Source organism: Aurantiacibacter sp. KMU-128, from assembly GCF_056933515.1.
In genome coordinates this window covers 902,753-917,352 of the sequence record NZ_JBXORT010000001.1, presented here as the reverse complement: position 1 = coordinate 917,352, position 14,600 = coordinate 902,753, and the positions used below count along the sequence as shown (strand labels likewise).

Here is a 14,600-nt window from a genome sequence, read left to right as displayed (position 1 = left end):
TGTAAACCAACCGGAGCGCGCCTTATCCGATGCAGAAGAACTATCGCCCGTCAGGTACCGGCCTGTTCGATGCCGCGCCCGGCACCTATCTCGTTTCCGCCTATTTCGACGATAATCTGGTCGATCTGGTCTCGTGCAATGTGCTCGGCTGGCAGGTGAACCAGGATCGCAGCCTTACCCCAATGGTGCTCGATCCGCGCGCCGTGGATGACGAGCCGTGGTTCGTGCTCCACCCCGATGGCCGCGTCGAGGCGAGCGACGGGCGCAGCTGGGCGGGCAAGGATGCGTGGATAGAGGATCAGCGCAAGGCGCGGCGCGCGGCGGCTTAGTGCGCCGCCGCCTCCGTGTGGCCCCAACCCAGCACCTTGTGCAGGACGAACACGATCAGCGCCCCCAACGCGAGCCCGACCAGCGCCGAAGCGCCGGCAAAGGTCAGCCAGCCCAGCACGCCGCCCAATCCGCCGTTAATTCCGCCTGCCACGTGCTCCACCCAGTGCTGCGCCGAATGGATCGCCTCTTCGGGGAACAGCACGCCCAGCTCGTGCAGGCCGTGGATGATGATCCCGCCGCCGACCCACAGCATCGCCACCGTGCCGACAACGGACAGGAGGGTCAGCAAATGCGGCATTGCATTCACCAGCCCGCGCCCGAAATTGCGCCCCGCCTCGGTGCGGCCTTCACGCGACAAGTGCAGTCCGGCATCATCCATCTTCACGATCAGCGCGACAGCGCCATAGACCGCAACGGTGATGATTATCCCCACCACTGCCAGCACGCCCGCGCGGGTGAGCAGCGTCTCGGTTGCGACCTCGCTCAGCGTGATGGCCATGATTTCGGCCGATAGGATCATATCGGTGCGGATCGCCCCTGCCACGCGCTCCTTTTCAAATTCTTCGGGGTTCTCGATCGGACTGTCGAGGTTCTTGCCGTGCTTCGCCCCGCCGAGCTTCTCGATCACCTTTTCCGCACCTTCATAACACAGGAACGCCCCGCCCAGCATCAGCAGCGGCATGATCGCCCATGGCAGGAATTCGCTCAGCAGCAGCGCTGCGGGAAGCAGGATGATGAGCTTGTTGAAAAAGCTGCCTTTGGCGATTTTCCAGATGATCGGCAGTTCGCGCGCCGGCTCCAGCCCGGTGACATAGCTTGGCGTCACCGCCGCATCGTCGATCACCACACCCGCCGTCTTGGAGCCCGCCCTGCCCGCCGCAGCGGCAATATCATCGACCGAAGCCGATGCCGCGCGGGCGATAATGGAAATGTCGTCAAGAAGGGCAGCGAGGCCTGATGGCATGGTGGAAACTCCCTTTTTCGTGCTCGGGCAATCTCCTGCCCTCCCGCTTGCCCTGCTGCAAGCCCGCAAATCGCTTGCGTTTGGCGAGCAACACGCTATGTGCGCGCCTTCCGTAGCGTATGGGCACGCAGCCCCGCCGCGGAAAATCGAAGAAAGCCGGAGGGACGTGTGCGGAATTCGCCGTGCCAATGTCAGCGATCGGCATGGAAGTGAAAGGAAGCGCACATGGCTCTTTACGAGCACGTGTTCCTCGCGCGTCAGGATCTGAGCCAGGCTCAGGTTGACGCGCTTGCTGCCGGCGCCACGGAAATCGTGGAAAGCAATGGCGGCAAGGTCGTGAAGACCGAGACCTGGGGCCTCAAGTCCCTCGCCTATAAGATTGACCGCAACCGCAAAGCGCATTTCGTGATGCTCAATATTGACGGCCCTGGCAGCCTGGTGGCTGAACTGGAGCGTCAGAACCGCATCAACGAAGATATCATTCGCTGGCTCACCATCGCTGTCGAACAGCATGAAGACGGCCCGTCCGTAATGATGCGCAAGAACGATCGCGATAAGAAGAAGCGCGCAGACCGGGAGGATCGTGACTGATGGCTCGTCCGTTTTACCGCCGCCGTAAGTCCTGCCCGTTCGCGGCCAAGGACGCTCCGCAAATCGATTACAAAGACACGCGCCTGCTGCAGGGCTTTATGTCCGAACGTGGCAAGATCGTGCCGAGCCGTATCACCGCCGTTTCTGCCAAGAAGCAGCGTGATCTGGCCAAGGCGATCAAGCGCGCCCGTCACCTGGGCCTGCTGCCCTACGTCGTGAAGTAAGGGGAGACCGGAACCATGGATATCATCCTCCTCGAACGCGTTGGCGGCCTCGGCCAGATCGGTGATGTTGTCACCGTGAAGGACGGCTACGCCCGTAACTTCCTGCTGCCGCAGAAGAAGGCCCTCCGCGCCAACGAAGCCAATAAGAAAGTCTTCGAAGCCAACCGCGACAAGCTGGAAGCCGAGAACGCCGAAAAGCGTGTCGAAGCCGAAAAGCAGGGCGAAAAGGTTGCCGGTGCAGAGATCGTCCTGATCCGTGCCGCATCGAATGCCGGCCAGCTTTACGGCTCGGTCAATGTGCGCGACGTTGCTGTTGGTCTGACCGAACAGGGCCACGCCATCGACAAGCGTCAGGTCATCATGGGCGCACCGATCAAGACGATCGGTATGTTCGACGTGACGATCCGTCTGCACCCCGAAGTCGAAGTGCTGGTGAAAGCCAACGTCGCCCGTTCGGACGACGAAGCCGAATTGCAGCGCCAGGGTGTCAACATCCTCGCGCAGGCCGCCGCTGAAGAAGCCGCTGCCGATGCCGAAGCCGGCTTCCAGCACGAGCTCGACCCCGATCACGAGCTTGGCGATCTGCCCGCTCCGGAAGTTGACGATACTGCCGACGGTGAAGAAGCCGCCGAAGGCTGATTTTTTCGTCACAGTTTATGCAAGAAAATCAGGGCGCTGCCAGCAATGGCGGCGCCCTTTTTCGTATCTGCGAAAAAAATTTTCAGATACCGGGAACCCCCTGCGGGATGTTGCATTGTTACGCGTAGCAGGACCGGGCCCCTCTGGCGCGTGCAGCAATGCCGCGTGATGTCGGACTGCAACGAATAGCAGGGGCCGGGAACATCTCCCAACATCGCTAGTGCCCCTGACCGAATGCAATCGTGACTCCGTGCCCTTGGGTGCGGAGCGAAGAAGGGAAGTAACTGATGAAGAAGATTGTTTCTGTTTCGCTGGCCGGCGCCGCCGCGCTTGCTCTGGCTGCTTGTGGTGAAACCGCCGCGACCGAGGGCGGCGAAGGTACCGAGGCCACTGAAGCCGGCGCTCCGATCACTGCCGAAGACGTTGCTGCGGCGCAAACCGCTTGGGGCGAGGGCATTGTCGCGATCGGCGCGGTGAGCACCGAAGGTGGCGACGTGGCCGAGGCGGCCACCAACCACATCAACACCTTTTACGGCTACGAAGACGGCATGACCGTGCTCTTCAAGCCGACGTTGGCGGCCGTCGACCAGTTCCGCGGCACGTTCGATGAAGCGCTGACCTATTTCATCGGCGCCGAAGGCACCGAGGATGGCGGCTTTGCGATCAAGCCGTGGACGGCCGTACGCTGGGAAAACGAAGGCACCATCATCGATGAAGATGCCAACACCGCGATGGCGATGGGCAATTACTACTTCACCGACACCGACGGCAACGACACCAAGGTGGAATACACCTTCGGTTACGAGCGCAACGATGCCGGCGATCTCGTGATCGTCCTCCACCACAGCTCGCTCCCCTTCTCGGCTGAGTAAACGGGACGATCACACCCCTGTCCGGTGCTGACTCTCCACCATCGGCTCCGGACAAAAGGATGCCCCCGCCGTACCAACCACGGCGGGGGCATTTGTGTTATCGCGTAATGGCTTGGACTAATCAGGCGACTTTCGCGATTCTGCGATGCGTACGACAAGACTGACAAGGAGCAACACAAAGCTTGTCAGCGAAAGACCACTGAAAAACATCCCGCTACTTGGGCACTCATGGATACGCATCAATTGAAACCCCTCATGCGGGTATGGCAACTGGTCGCAGTAAGTTTCCGCCCAGAAAAAATAGCTATTGGCAATAACCAGCGACATCGCGGCGCATCCTGCAATAAACACCCAATTTGCAACTTTTGCGCGAGCGACGCGACCTTTGCCCAATAGGCCCGCCAACATCCAGTAGACACCAAAAACCGGCCAAAGCAGCACAATGGCCGCGCGCAATAGTGACTGCATACCAAAAACTACCCATCGGCGATCCTCCTCCAATGCTTGAGGCGTTCCGTATTCGCGGCTCCCGATGACGTTGTCGGAAAACATCGGGGCGAGCAGATATGCGACGAGAAAGACGATTCCATAAACCCCTGCCGTGACAACGAAACCGACGGCGGCTGATCTCAGCGAGGTCCTCATTCTTGGCCTCCCACTTTCATTAGAGACGCATAGCGCTCCCGCAGCGTCTGCTCACCAAATTCAGGCGTAGCATCAGCATCATAGGCCTGCCGCTGCGCATCCCAGACGAGCATGGACTCGGTCGCATAATATCGCCCGATACGCGCATATTCGGCCTTGGCGGCTGCGCGTTTGGAAAACCTTCCGGCGAGTGACAAACCCGCGATGATCGCATCCATCACGCGCGGCGGGATGCGGCGGTAGCGCGGCTCCTTACCCAATAGCGCGAATAGCATCTCTCCTTGCTCTTTTGGTGAGATCGCCGGGCCGGGACCGCCGATGGGGAGGATGCGATTGTGCTTGGCGGGATCATTTAGCGCCGACACGATGAAGCGCGCCAGATCGGCATCGGAAATCGGCTTGCAGCGCGTCAATTCGCCATTGCCGAACAGCAGGAAGGGCTTGCCCTTCGCCACGCGCGCCACCTGCCCGCTCAGCGACTTGAAGAAGGCCGTGGGGCGGATGATCGACCAGGTGAGGCCGGATGCCTGCAACTCCGCCTCGAACGCCAGCTTGGCTTGCTGGAAGGTCAGCTGCGGCTTCTGCACGCAAATGGCGGAGAGCAGGATGAATTGCCCCACCCCCGCCGCTTGTGCCTCCTTCAGGATCGCGGAATTGGCGGCGTAATCGATGGCCCAGGCATCATCCGGCACCCCGCTGCGCGAGGCGATGCAGGAGATGACGGCATCGAAGCGGGTCTCGGCCAGCACTTGCGCAATGCTCGCACGTTCCGTGATATCGGCCTGAACAGTCCTCGCTCCATCGATAGCGAATGCCGAGCGCGTGACGCAAACCGTCGCATAACCCTCCGCCACCAACTGGCGCGCAACCGCGCCGCCAATCGTGCCGCTGGCTCCGAACAGGCAGACGCGCTTGGGCGAAGTGTCGCTCAATCGATCACCGCCAAGCCGTCGCCGCCTGGCCCCGTGGCGATGCGGCGAAGGACTTCGCCGCTCGCAAAGTCGATCTCGGCAATTGTGTCGGTCGCGGTTTCGGCGGCGTAGAGGCGCGAGCCATCCTCGCTGAACACCAGCGTTACTTGCACCGCGTCGCGGCTGCCCGAAACAGGAATAGTGCGCACAGCGGTATTGCTGCGCGTGTCGATCACAGTCAAATCGCCGCTGCCGAAATTGCTGCTGACCACGTAATCGCCGGACGGATGCATGGCGAGGCGGATCGGAACTTCACCAGTCGGCACTTCGGCGAGCACCTCCAGCGTCATAGGATCGAGGCGGTAAGCGATGCTGTCCACATTCGAGGCGACCCACAGGCTTTCCCCGTTGGGTGACAGCGCGAGCGCCTCGATCTGGTTGCCGATACGAGTACGGGCCACTTCGTCCAATGCACCAAGATCATAGCGCACCACCTCGCCGGTCGGGATGATCGTGCCCCAGGCCATATTGCGATCCTCGTCAACCGCAACCAGATGCGGACCTAGGCCGCCAGCGCCCATCTCGGATAGCATCGCATCATTCGCACTGAGGCCGTCGATCGTGAAGAGCGTTCCGCGCCCCTCGGCACCCGCTACCACCATGTAACTGTCCAGCCAGAGCGCACTATGTACCCTCGCGCTTTCACCAAGGACTATGTCATCTACCGGGCTCAGATCTCTCGTATGAAAGATAAGTACATTGCTTCCTGAATAGCAGGCCACCAACACAAGCATATTATCTGGCGAAACCGTCAGCTCGTGCGGATTTTCACACGTCTCCGCGCGGTGGGTTTCCTCTCCGGTGGCGAGATCGATCCGGCTGAGGCTCGCGCCGCGTTTGTTGGCGACGAACAGCGTGCCGGTGCCTTGCGCCGAAGACACAGACTGTGCTTCGACCTTAGCCGGCGCACAAGCGGCGAGCGCGAGGCCGAGAACGGTGAGCGAGAGCAGGCGCATGGTTTCCTCCGGTGCAAAAGCCGATGCGAGCACGTTTGCCGCATCGGCTTCGCAAAGGAAAGCCGCGGCTATTCGATCAACGCAATCCCGTCCCCGCCCGCGCCTGCCTCCAACCGACGCCGCAACTGGCCGCTCGCCCAGTCGATCTCGGCGATCGTGCCGCTGGCGGTTTCGGAAGCATAGAGGCGGCTGCCATCGGCGCTGAAGATCAGATTCACCTGCTCCGCCTCCGCGTCACCCGACACCTCTATCGTCCGCACCACTTCGTTCGTCGCCACGTCGATCACGGTCAGATCGCCGCCTGCGAAATTCGAGCTGACGAGGAAATCGCCCGAGGGGTGGAACGCCAGCCGGATCGGCAGCGCGCCGGTCTCGACCTCGGCCTGCACTTCCAGCGTCAGGGGATCGAGGCGGATCGCCAGATTATCGGTATGCGAGCCGACCCACAGGCTTTCCCCATCGGGTGACAAAGCGGGCGAGCCGATCGTCTCGCCAATCCGGCGGCTCGCGGCATCGGTAGCGGTGGTCAGATCGTAGCGCACTACATCGCCGCGCGGGATGATCGTGCCAAAGGCGAATCGCACATCGGGCGAGACCGCGAACAGATGTGCGCCGGTGGGCCATGGCGGGCCCTCGGTTCCGCCGAACTCGGTGAGCGTCGCTTCGCCTTCCAGCCCGCTCGCGAAATCGACAAAGATCATCGACCCGCGCCCCTCTGCGCTCACGATCAGGCGATCATTGCGCAGCCAATGCGCCGCGTGGGGAAGCGCGCCTTCGGGCAATTCCACTATGCGCACGGGGGCGAGATCGCTGGTCGCATAGATTTCGATGGTCCGGCCCGTATAGCACATTACCGCGACATATTGCTCGTCGGGCGAGATGGTAAGCTCGTGATTGTCCGGGCACGTGTCAGCGCGGTGCGTCTCTTCGCCCGTCAGCAGATCGATGCGCGAAAGGCTGCCGTCATATTTGTTGGCGACAAAGAGAGTGCCTTCGGGCGGATCGAAATGCAGCGCGGGTTCCTGCGCGCAGGAAGCCAGAGCGAGGGCGGCGGCGAGAATGGCGAGGCGCTTCATGCGAACAGCTATTTCATCGAAGACTGCATAAATGGTTCACGCCGAACCTTGATATTTTGCAGCAAGTCACTCCGCAGAAAGAAATCGCACAATCGCCGCGCCCAGCTCCGCTTTCATCACGCAGCTCATATGGTTGCCCGGAATCACCTCGACAAAGGCATCGGGCAGCGCATCGGCAAGACGTTGGGGGGAGCCGTTGTCGCGGTCTTCATCGCCGATCAGCACCATGGTGCGCATGGCGATGGTGGCGAGCTTCGAGACGTCGATTTCGTCGACGCCCTTGGTCAGCAGTAGGCGCGCCGCATCCTTGTCGATGCCCTGCGCGGTCATAAAAGCCTTGGCGATAAATGCCGGATCACCGCGCTCGATCTCGTCATAACGGTCGATCATATCGATGAAAAAGGCGACGCGCTTCTCCCAATTGGTGAGGCCTTCCAGGCCCATGCCCGAAAGCACCAGACGGCGCGGCGTCAGCCCCGCAATGACATTGCTCACCGCCGTGCGCGCCCCGAGCGAAAAGCCGACCATATCGTAATCGGTGAGGCCCAAAGCCTCCACCATGGCGAAACTGTCGCGCACTAACACACCGGGCATGATGGAATCGGGATCGTTCGGAGCATCGCTGCCCCCATGTACCCGCCAATCGGGCATGATGCATTCAAACCCCGCCTCCGCCAGCGCAGCAGCGTGACCGTATTTGATCCAGTTGACCTGCGCGCTGGAGAACAGCCCGTGCAGCAACAACACCGGCCGACCCTCGCCCAGCCGGTGGATGGCGAGGCGGGTGCCGTCGAAGCTGGGGATGTGTTGCGTCGTGAGCTCAGCCATCACCGGAAAATGCAGTTCTCGCCTGCCCACAGCGCTTCGACGGTCGCATCGTCCGCTGTGCCGGTGAACAGGCCGGAGATGATCGCCTCGCCTTCGCCGATAGTGAATTCCTCACCCAGCGTGCTGTCTTCCACCATGGTGATTTCGGGATTGGCGAGCATATCGGCGCGCTGCCCGGTGCCCGACCATGGTGCGGTCGCGTAATAGCCGACGAATTCGTCCTCGGCGTTAAACGACAGGGTCAGTCCGGCATATTCAGTCGTCTTGAGCCAGCAATCGCCGGTGCCGTCATGTCCGCCTGTCGAAGCGCCCACCACATTGGCCAGCGTCGCTTCGGTGGCCGCGCGGGCCGAGCCGAAGGGCGCGGCGAGCTGTTCGAACCCGTTTTGTGCCGGGATGGTAATGCCGCCCGCGCCCAGATCGATCGTCGCATCCTCCGGCGCTTCGCTTGCCGCCTCTGTCGCTGCATCCTCTGCCGGAGCCTCCTCGCCCGGCGTGCAGGCGGCGAGTGCGAAAAGCGGGAAGAGAAAAAAGAGAGTGGCGCGCATGATAAAGGCTCCGTGACGGGTTATTTGTTCGTGTCAGGATTGGCGCGAGCGAACCGATCCGGCAATTGCGCAACTAATGAACGGTCTAGCTGCAATTGTCACCTGCTTCATGGCTCAACAGCAGCGCATCCGGCGCGTCACTGGCGAAATATCCGCGCACTTCGGCACCGTTCGGCCCGTACGAAAAAGGAAGTCCCTCTACCCCCATTTCACCGACTGTGAAGTTCGGCTCGTTCTGGAACCAAGAACGGCGCATGGAGAGAAAATCGTCGCTGGTCTGCACGCTCCGCCAACCGACAAAGCGATCTTCGGCAAAAGTGACTGAAAATCCATCCGGATATTTAACCGACTGACCGGAGCCGTCGCTACACGCGCTTGTGCTTTCGATAGCGCCGAAAGCTGCCTGTGCCATTTCGATAAATTGCGCACGCGGCGTGCCGAACGCCAGAGTGTCACCGCCTGCACTGTGATTAAGCGTCACACCTGACCCGTCGAGCAAAATACCTTCGATCGTAATCGCGTTTCCGCCGCTTGGCCCATTGGCTGACGGTGCGGATTGCGAGCACGCCGGAGCCGCCAACGCACTTGAAAGAATTAGTGCGAAAGCGAGGTGTTTCACGCTCATCCCTTTTGCAAATGGCGGCGGCCGAGCAGTTCGGCGATCTGCACCGCGTTCAATGCTGCACCCTTACGCAAATTGTCGCTGACACACCACAGCGTGATGCCGTTATCGACCGTGGGATCATCGCGCACGCGGCTGATATAGGTCGCGCCGTCGCCCGCGCTTTCAATAGGAGTGACGTATCCGCCATCCTCGCGCTTATCGACCAGCATGATGCCGGGGGCTTCGCGCAGAATATCTTGCGCCTGCTCGGCGGAAAGCTCGTTCTCGAACTCGATATTGACCGCTTCGGAATGGCCGACAAACACCGGCACGCGCACGCAGGTGGCGTTGAGTTTGATTTTGGGATCGAGGATCTTCTTGGTTTCCACGACCATCTTCCACTCTTCCTTGGTGGAGCCGTCATCCATGAACACATCAATATGCGGGATGACGTTGAAGGCGATCTGCTTGGTGAAGGTCTCGGGTTCAGGCTTATCGCCGACGAAGATTGCGCGGCTCTGTTCGAACAGTTCGTCCATCCCCGCTTTGCCCGCACCGGAGACCGACTGGTAGGTGCTGACCACCACTCGCTTGATCGTGGCGGCATCGTGGAGCGGCTTCAGCGCCACCACCAGCTGCGCGGTCGAGCAGTTGGGATTGGCGATGATGTTCTTACGCGTGTAGCCGTCGATCGCATCGGGGTTCACCTCTGGCACGATCAGCGGCACATCGGGGTCCATGCGGTAGAGCGAGGAATTGTCGATCACCACGCAGCCCGCTGCCGCGGCCTTCGGCGCGTAGGTCTTGGTCGCCTCGCTGCCGCAGGCGAACAGCGCGATATCCCAGCCGGTGAAATCGAAATGCTCGATATTCTTGCACTTCACCATGCGGCCTGAATCGCCGACTTCGATTTCCATGCCGGTTGACCGCGAGCTGGCGACCGCCGCCACCTCGTCCATCGGAAACTCGCGCTCCGCCAGAATGGCGAGCATTTCCCGCCCGACATTCCCTGTCGCTCCGACAACCGCAACCCTGTAACCCATGACTCGCTCGCTCCATTGAAAGGGAGCGCCTGACTAGCGTGCCTGTTCGCAGGTGCAACAGGAATTGCGGTTTCAGCAGATACCGGACAGGCCCATCGCGCCCGATCAGTCCTCCGCCGAAGGCTCCGGCGGGGTCACCCCGTGGCGTTCGAGGAAGTTGAACACGGTGTTGTAGCGATGCGGCGAAATCTGCTCGCCCGAAACGCGGTGCGTGTATCCGGGATAGAGCATCATTTCGAAGGGGACATTGTTCTCCTGCCAGACCGAGATGATCTCGGTCGCGTTTTCGAACACCACATTGTCGTCCGCCATGCCGTGGATGATGAGCACCGGATCGGTGATGCCGGTCGCATTCGGGATCGCGCTCGCCGTGGTATAGGCCTCACCGTCGGCTTGCGGCGTGCCCATATAGCGTTCGGTATAGTGGGTGTCGTAAAGCTCCCACCGCGTCACCGGCGCGCCGCTGATGCCTGCGGCATAGACGCCCGGCTCCGCCTGCAACCGCTTCAGCGTCAGATAGCCGCCATATGACCAGCCATCGATGGCGATCTTGTCGGGATCGACGAAATCGAGCGTTTGCAGGAAGGCCGTGCCCGCCGCTTGGTCGCGCACTTCGACCCCGCCCATCGCGCGGTAAAGCGGCTGCTCGAACGCGACGCCGCGATTGTTCGACCCGCGATTGTCGAGCGCGAACCAGATATAGCCGCGATCAACGATGGCCTGCCGCAAGGCGCCATCCCAGCCGCGATTGACGATCTGCGGCCCCGGCCCGCCATAATGGTAGAAATACACCGGATAACGCAGCCCCGGCTCCATCTCCGGCGTCACCATTTCCCAATAGAGCGGCGTGCCGTCCTCGGCTGCTATCGTGCCATATTGCGTCGGGCGGTGGCTGGCGACGAAGGGCGCGTAGGGGTGATCGGCGTTGAGCGCATTCTCCTCCACCCACGCCACGCGCGCGCCCGATTGGTCGGCAATGTAGATTTGCGGCGGCGTATTGTCGTTGGAGCGGCTGACGAGCATCGTCTGCCCCGCCCCGTCCATGCTCGCCGAATGGGTGAAGCCCGCTTCGGTCAGGCGGGTGATAGTCGCCGGATTGGCGAGATCGAGGCTGTAAACGTGCTGTTCCAGCACATCGTCGCGCGTGCCCTGGAAGAACACGCGGCCCGCATCCTGATCGACGCCGACCAGGCTGGTGACCACCCATTCGCCCTGCGTCAGTTGCTGCCAGCCGTCAGGCCCGAGCAGATAGAGATGCCCAAACCCGTCCCGCTCCGACCACCAGATCAGGCGGCCATCATCGAGGAAACGGTAATTGTCCGACAGGTTGATCCAGTAATCCTCCATCGCCGCATTCTCGGTGAAGAACACCTCGCTCGCGCCCGTTGCCGGATCGACGCGCAGCATATCGAGCACGGTCTGCTCGCGGTTCTGGCGCTGAACATAGATCGCGCTGCCATCGGGTGCCCAATCGACGCGGGCGAGATAGATGTCAGTCTCCGCGCCCAGATCGACTTCGACCGCGTTTCCGCCATCGGGGTCCATCACGAACAGCTGGACAATCGCATTGGCGCTGCCCGCCACCGGATAGCGCTGGTCATAGACCTGCGTGCCAGTAGCGCCGATGGCCGCGCGGGTGACGATGCCGACGGGGCTTTCATCGGTGCGCTGGACGACGATGCGGCTGTCATCCGGGGCCCACCAGTACCCTGTCAGGCGGCTCATTTCCTCCTGCGCAACAAATTCTGCCTCGCCCCAGCGGATCGTGTCTTCCTCGGCGGGCGTGATCGGGCCGGTTTCGTCGCCCACCCTGCCGACCCAAAGTCGCCGGTCGCGCACGAAAGAGACATAGCCGGATTGAGGACTGAGAGAGGGATTGAGTTCGCTTTCTTCGGTATCGGTCAAGCGCGTTACGCGATTTTCAGCTGCACTGACAGCAGGTGGTGCGCCAACGACTGGCATAACGTGGCGGACACCGATTTGTACTTGATAAAGATCCCCGTCGAGAGGCACGAGGATACTACTTCCGTCGGCATTCCACTGGTAAGAGATGATCCCGCGCAGATCGCCCACCCGCGCCCGCTCGCGCTGCATCCGCTCGTCCTCGCTCAGCGCGCGCCCGCTGCCCAAGGCCTCGCTATCGACCAGCATCGACCATTCGGAGGTCTCGCGGTCATAGGCCCACAGATCATACCGCTCGCGCTCGTCCTCGCGGTTGCGCAGTACGGTGAGATAGCGGCCATCGGGCGAAAGCTTCGCCTGCCGCGGTGTCGCGCCGTTCAATGAAGGGCTGGCAAAGACGCGTTCGAAAGTGAGTTCGGGCGCAGGTTCTTGCATATCCTGCGCCATCACAGGGGTTGCCATGGTTGTCGCGGCGAGCGCGGCGAGAAATGTACGCATTGCAGGAAAAGACCTCTCCGATAGTTTCGGATGAGCCTAATGTCCCGAACCTGCACTGACAATGAAAAGGCGCACGAAAAAGGGCGGCTCTCCGCATCGGAGAACCGCCCTTTTGAAACTGGCTTGAAGCCCGCAGCCTTACTTGGCCACGTTCTCCCGGCGCTCGGCGATGCGAGCGCGCTTACCGGTGCGGCCGCGCAGATAGTAGAGCTTCGCACGACGCACGACGCCGCGGCGAACCACGGTGATGCTGTCGACGATCGGCGAGTAGAGCGGGAACACACGTTCCACGCCTTCGCCGAAGCTCATCTTGCGCACGGTGAAATTGCTGTTGATGCTCCGGTTGGAGCGCGCAATGCATACGCCTTCGAAATTCTGCACACGTTCACGGTTACCTTCGATAACCTTCACGCCAACGCGCAGCGTATCGCCAGCGCGGAAATCGGGAATGTCCTTGCCAGCCTTGGCAATTTCTTCCGCTTCGATAGTCTGGATCAGGTTCATGGCCTGTTTGTCCTATGTATCTCGCTGCACGCCAGAGGCAGGCTGACCCGGAGTGCCACCGTGGCGCTCCCATAGATCGGGCCTGCGTAACCGAGTATCTTCCTCCGCGCGGGCTTTCCTCCACGCGGCAATCTTCGCATGATCCCCCGATCGCAGCACTTCAGGGATCGTGCGCCCTTCCCATTCCTGAGGTCGGGTATATTGCGGGTATTCGAGAAGGCCGTCTTCAAACGACTCCTCATGCCCCGACAAGGCCGCGCCCATTACTCCGGGAAGCAGGCGAATGCAAGCGTCGAGTATGGCAAGCGCGGCAGGCTCTCCGCCCGAGAGGACAATATCGGCAAGGCTGACCTGCTCGATATCGGGGCGGGCATCGAAAAGGCGCTCGTCGAATCCCTCGAACCGGCCACAGAGCATGATGACGCCGGGGCCTTGCGCAATCTCCCGGATGCGTGCCTGCGCGATGGGTTTCCCGCGCGGCGTCATGGCGAGGATGGGTCTTGTTGCCTCCCCTCCCTTGGGGGAGGGGATTGAGGGGTGGGTGTACGAGATTTCTGGCGCAGAACCCCCATCCCCAACCCCTTCCCCCAAAGGAAGGGGCTTTCCGGCCACGCTATCCAAAGCCCGCGCCAACACATCCGCCTTCAGCACCATCCCTGCCCCGCCCCCGGCAGGCGTATCATCCACCGTGCGATGCTTGTCGATGGCGAAATCGCGGATCTGGACGGTCTCGCACGACCAGTCCCCCCGCTCGAGCGCGCGCCCTGCAAGCGAGACACCCAGCGGCCCGGGAAACATCTCCGGATAGAGCGTGAGGATGGTGGCGGAGAAGGTCATAGCTGATCTTCACCCGCGTCTTTGCGCTGGAAGTAATCTGCAACGAGCGTAGCAATCGCGCCAATAAACATCATCGGTAAGGTGAGAAGCATTCCAAAGAGACTCTCCAAACCTTCGCCCGGCCCGTCAATCGGTCGTACTAGGAGAAAGGCGAATGCCGAAAGCGGAATGACAAGCGCGTTGAAAAGCAAAGCCCAAAGCAAAGCGAGTTGGCCGAACCGCTCAGACTTTTTCAAAAGTGTCAGTATGGCAACTGACAGCGGTGCAGAGCCTAACAGCAAGATGATGATTATATCCATCTCACCTCATCCTTCGACCGCGTATCGACGCTCAACTCGAACACATCGAGCCGCGAATAGCGGCCGAGGAACCTTTCCTGATAGAGCGTAAGGATGGTGGCGGCGAAGGTCATTGAGCTTCGTCCCGCTCGCTCCGCAGTCGCTCACGTCCGAGTTTGAGCAAGCGTACACCTGTCCAGATCGCGAAAGCTCCAAGCGGCACCAAGAGCAAGAGCATGACGAGCGCGTCCAGAAACCACGGAGTGTGGGAAACAAATCCGCAGTCTATG

General features: G+C 61.2%; 19 protein-coding genes. 5 read left to right on the top strand and 14 right to left on the bottom strand.

Annotated features, from left to right (window positions below):
* The first annotated feature begins 29 nt into the window (after nucleotides 1-29).
* Complete coding sequence (locus ACS0VV_RS04685; RefSeq protein ID WP_483531566.1) at nucleotides 30-329, top strand: hypothetical protein; 300 nt, start codon at nucleotides 30-32, stop codon at nucleotides 327-329.
* On the opposite strand, the gene ACS0VV_RS04680 is transcribed toward ACS0VV_RS04685, so the two are convergent.
* Complete coding sequence (locus ACS0VV_RS04680; protein WP_483531565.1) at nucleotides 326-1,294, bottom strand: DUF808 domain-containing protein; 969 nt, start codon at nucleotides 1,292-1,294, stop codon at nucleotides 326-328. The two genes, ACS0VV_RS04685 and ACS0VV_RS04680, sit on opposite strands and share 4 nt — an antisense overlap.
* 225 nt (nucleotides 1,295-1,519) lie before the next feature.
* Here ACS0VV_RS04680 and rpsF point away from each other — a divergent pair, with 225 nt between their 5' ends.
* From rpsF to ACS0VV_RS04660, 4 genes are all read left to right on the top strand, one after another.
* Nucleotides 1,520-1,885 carry a 30S ribosomal protein S6 gene (rpsF, locus tag ACS0VV_RS04675; protein ID WP_483531564.1) on the top strand — a complete coding sequence of 122 codons (366 nt, stop codon included), beginning with the start codon at nucleotides 1,520-1,522 and terminating at the stop codon, nucleotides 1,883-1,885.
* Nucleotides 1,885-2,109, top strand: a complete 225-nt coding sequence (rpsR, locus tag ACS0VV_RS04670) for a 30S ribosomal protein S18 (RefSeq protein WP_483531563.1) — start codon at nucleotides 1,885-1,887, stop codon at nucleotides 2,107-2,109. The genes rpsF and rpsR overlap by 1 nt, the downstream gene beginning before the upstream one ends.
* A 15-nt stretch (nucleotides 2,110-2,124) precedes the next feature.
* Nucleotides 2,125-2,748 (top strand): 50S ribosomal protein L9, encoded by a 624-nt coding sequence (gene rplI, locus ACS0VV_RS04665; protein WP_483531562.1) that lies wholly within the window; start codon nucleotides 2,125-2,127, stop codon nucleotides 2,746-2,748.
* Nucleotides 2,749-3,035: 287 nt separating this feature from the next.
* Complete coding sequence (locus tag ACS0VV_RS04660) at nucleotides 3,036-3,620, top strand: phosphoribosyl-AMP cyclohydrolase (protein ID WP_483531561.1); 585 nt, start codon at nucleotides 3,036-3,038, stop codon at nucleotides 3,618-3,620.
* Between the two features lie 117 nt (nucleotides 3,621-3,737).
* Here ACS0VV_RS04660 and ACS0VV_RS04655 read toward each other — a convergent pair whose 3' ends face one another.
* The 13 genes from ACS0VV_RS04655 to ACS0VV_RS04595 all read right to left on the bottom strand — a co-directional run bounded on the left by ACS0VV_RS04655 (nucleotide 3,738) and on the right by ACS0VV_RS04595 (nucleotide 14,444).
* A complete protein-coding gene (locus ACS0VV_RS04655; RefSeq protein ID WP_483531560.1) occupies nucleotides 3,738-4,265 on the bottom strand; it encodes a hypothetical protein in 528 nt (175 codons plus the stop codon).
* Nucleotides 4,262-5,197 carry an NAD(P)H-binding protein gene (locus tag ACS0VV_RS04650; RefSeq protein WP_483531559.1) on the bottom strand — a complete coding sequence of 312 codons (936 nt, stop codon included), beginning with the start codon at nucleotides 5,195-5,197 and terminating at the stop codon, nucleotides 4,262-4,264. The genes ACS0VV_RS04655 and ACS0VV_RS04650 overlap by 4 nt, the downstream gene beginning before the upstream one ends.
* Nucleotides 5,194-6,225 carry a YncE family protein gene (locus ACS0VV_RS04645; protein ID WP_483531558.1) on the bottom strand — a complete coding sequence of 344 codons (1,032 nt, stop codon included), beginning with the start codon at nucleotides 6,223-6,225 and terminating at the stop codon, nucleotides 5,194-5,196. Before ACS0VV_RS04645 ends, ACS0VV_RS04650 begins: the two co-directional genes overlap by 4 nt.
* A 35-nt stretch (nucleotides 6,226-6,260) precedes the next feature.
* The gene (locus ACS0VV_RS04640) at nucleotides 6,261-7,268 is read right to left on the bottom strand and encodes a YncE family protein (RefSeq protein WP_483531557.1); all 1,008 of its coding nucleotides are present in this window, start codon (nucleotides 7,266-7,268) and stop codon (nucleotides 6,261-6,263) included.
* 66 nt (nucleotides 7,269-7,334) lie between these two features.
* Nucleotides 7,335-8,096: an alpha/beta fold hydrolase gene (locus tag ACS0VV_RS04635; RefSeq protein WP_483531556.1), complete on the bottom strand. Its 762-nt coding sequence runs from the start codon at nucleotides 8,094-8,096 to the stop codon at nucleotides 7,335-7,337.
* A complete protein-coding gene (locus tag ACS0VV_RS04630; RefSeq protein WP_483531555.1) occupies nucleotides 8,096-8,644 on the bottom strand; it encodes a hypothetical protein in 549 nt (182 codons plus the stop codon). Before ACS0VV_RS04630 ends, ACS0VV_RS04635 begins: the two co-directional genes overlap by 1 nt.
* 85 nt (nucleotides 8,645-8,729) lie before the next feature.
* Nucleotides 8,730-9,269 carry a hypothetical protein gene (locus ACS0VV_RS04625; protein WP_483531554.1) on the bottom strand — a complete coding sequence of 180 codons (540 nt, stop codon included), beginning with the start codon at nucleotides 9,267-9,269 and terminating at the stop codon, nucleotides 8,730-8,732.
* Nucleotides 9,266-10,291, bottom strand: a complete 1,026-nt coding sequence (locus ACS0VV_RS04620; protein ID WP_483531553.1) for an aspartate-semialdehyde dehydrogenase — start codon at nucleotides 10,289-10,291, stop codon at nucleotides 9,266-9,268. Before ACS0VV_RS04620 ends, ACS0VV_RS04625 begins: the two co-directional genes overlap by 4 nt.
* Nucleotides 10,292-10,396: 105 nt before the next feature.
* Nucleotides 10,397-12,691 carry a S9 family peptidase gene (locus ACS0VV_RS04615; protein WP_483531552.1) on the bottom strand — a complete coding sequence of 765 codons (2,295 nt, stop codon included), beginning with the start codon at nucleotides 12,689-12,691 and terminating at the stop codon, nucleotides 10,397-10,399.
* A gap of 138 nt (nucleotides 12,692-12,829) precedes the next feature.
* Nucleotides 12,830-13,195 (bottom strand): 50S ribosomal protein L19, encoded by a 366-nt coding sequence (gene rplS, locus ACS0VV_RS04610; RefSeq protein WP_483531551.1) that lies wholly within the window; start codon nucleotides 13,193-13,195, stop codon nucleotides 12,830-12,832.
* A gap of 12 nt (nucleotides 13,196-13,207) precedes the next feature.
* Nucleotides 13,208-14,032 (bottom strand): tRNA (guanosine(37)-N1)-methyltransferase TrmD, encoded by an 825-nt coding sequence (gene trmD, locus ACS0VV_RS04605; RefSeq protein ID WP_483531550.1) that lies wholly within the window; start codon nucleotides 14,030-14,032, stop codon nucleotides 13,208-13,210.
* Nucleotides 14,029-14,331, bottom strand: coding sequence for a hypothetical protein (locus tag ACS0VV_RS04600; RefSeq protein WP_483531549.1), 303 nt, complete (start codon nucleotides 14,329-14,331; stop codon nucleotides 14,029-14,031). The genes trmD and ACS0VV_RS04600 overlap by 4 nt, the downstream gene beginning before the upstream one ends.
* Nucleotides 14,322-14,444: a hypothetical protein gene (locus ACS0VV_RS04595; protein WP_483531548.1), complete on the bottom strand. Its 123-nt coding sequence runs from the start codon at nucleotides 14,442-14,444 to the stop codon at nucleotides 14,322-14,324. Before ACS0VV_RS04595 ends, ACS0VV_RS04600 begins: the two co-directional genes overlap by 10 nt.
* Nucleotides 14,445-14,600 lie beyond the last annotated feature (156 nt).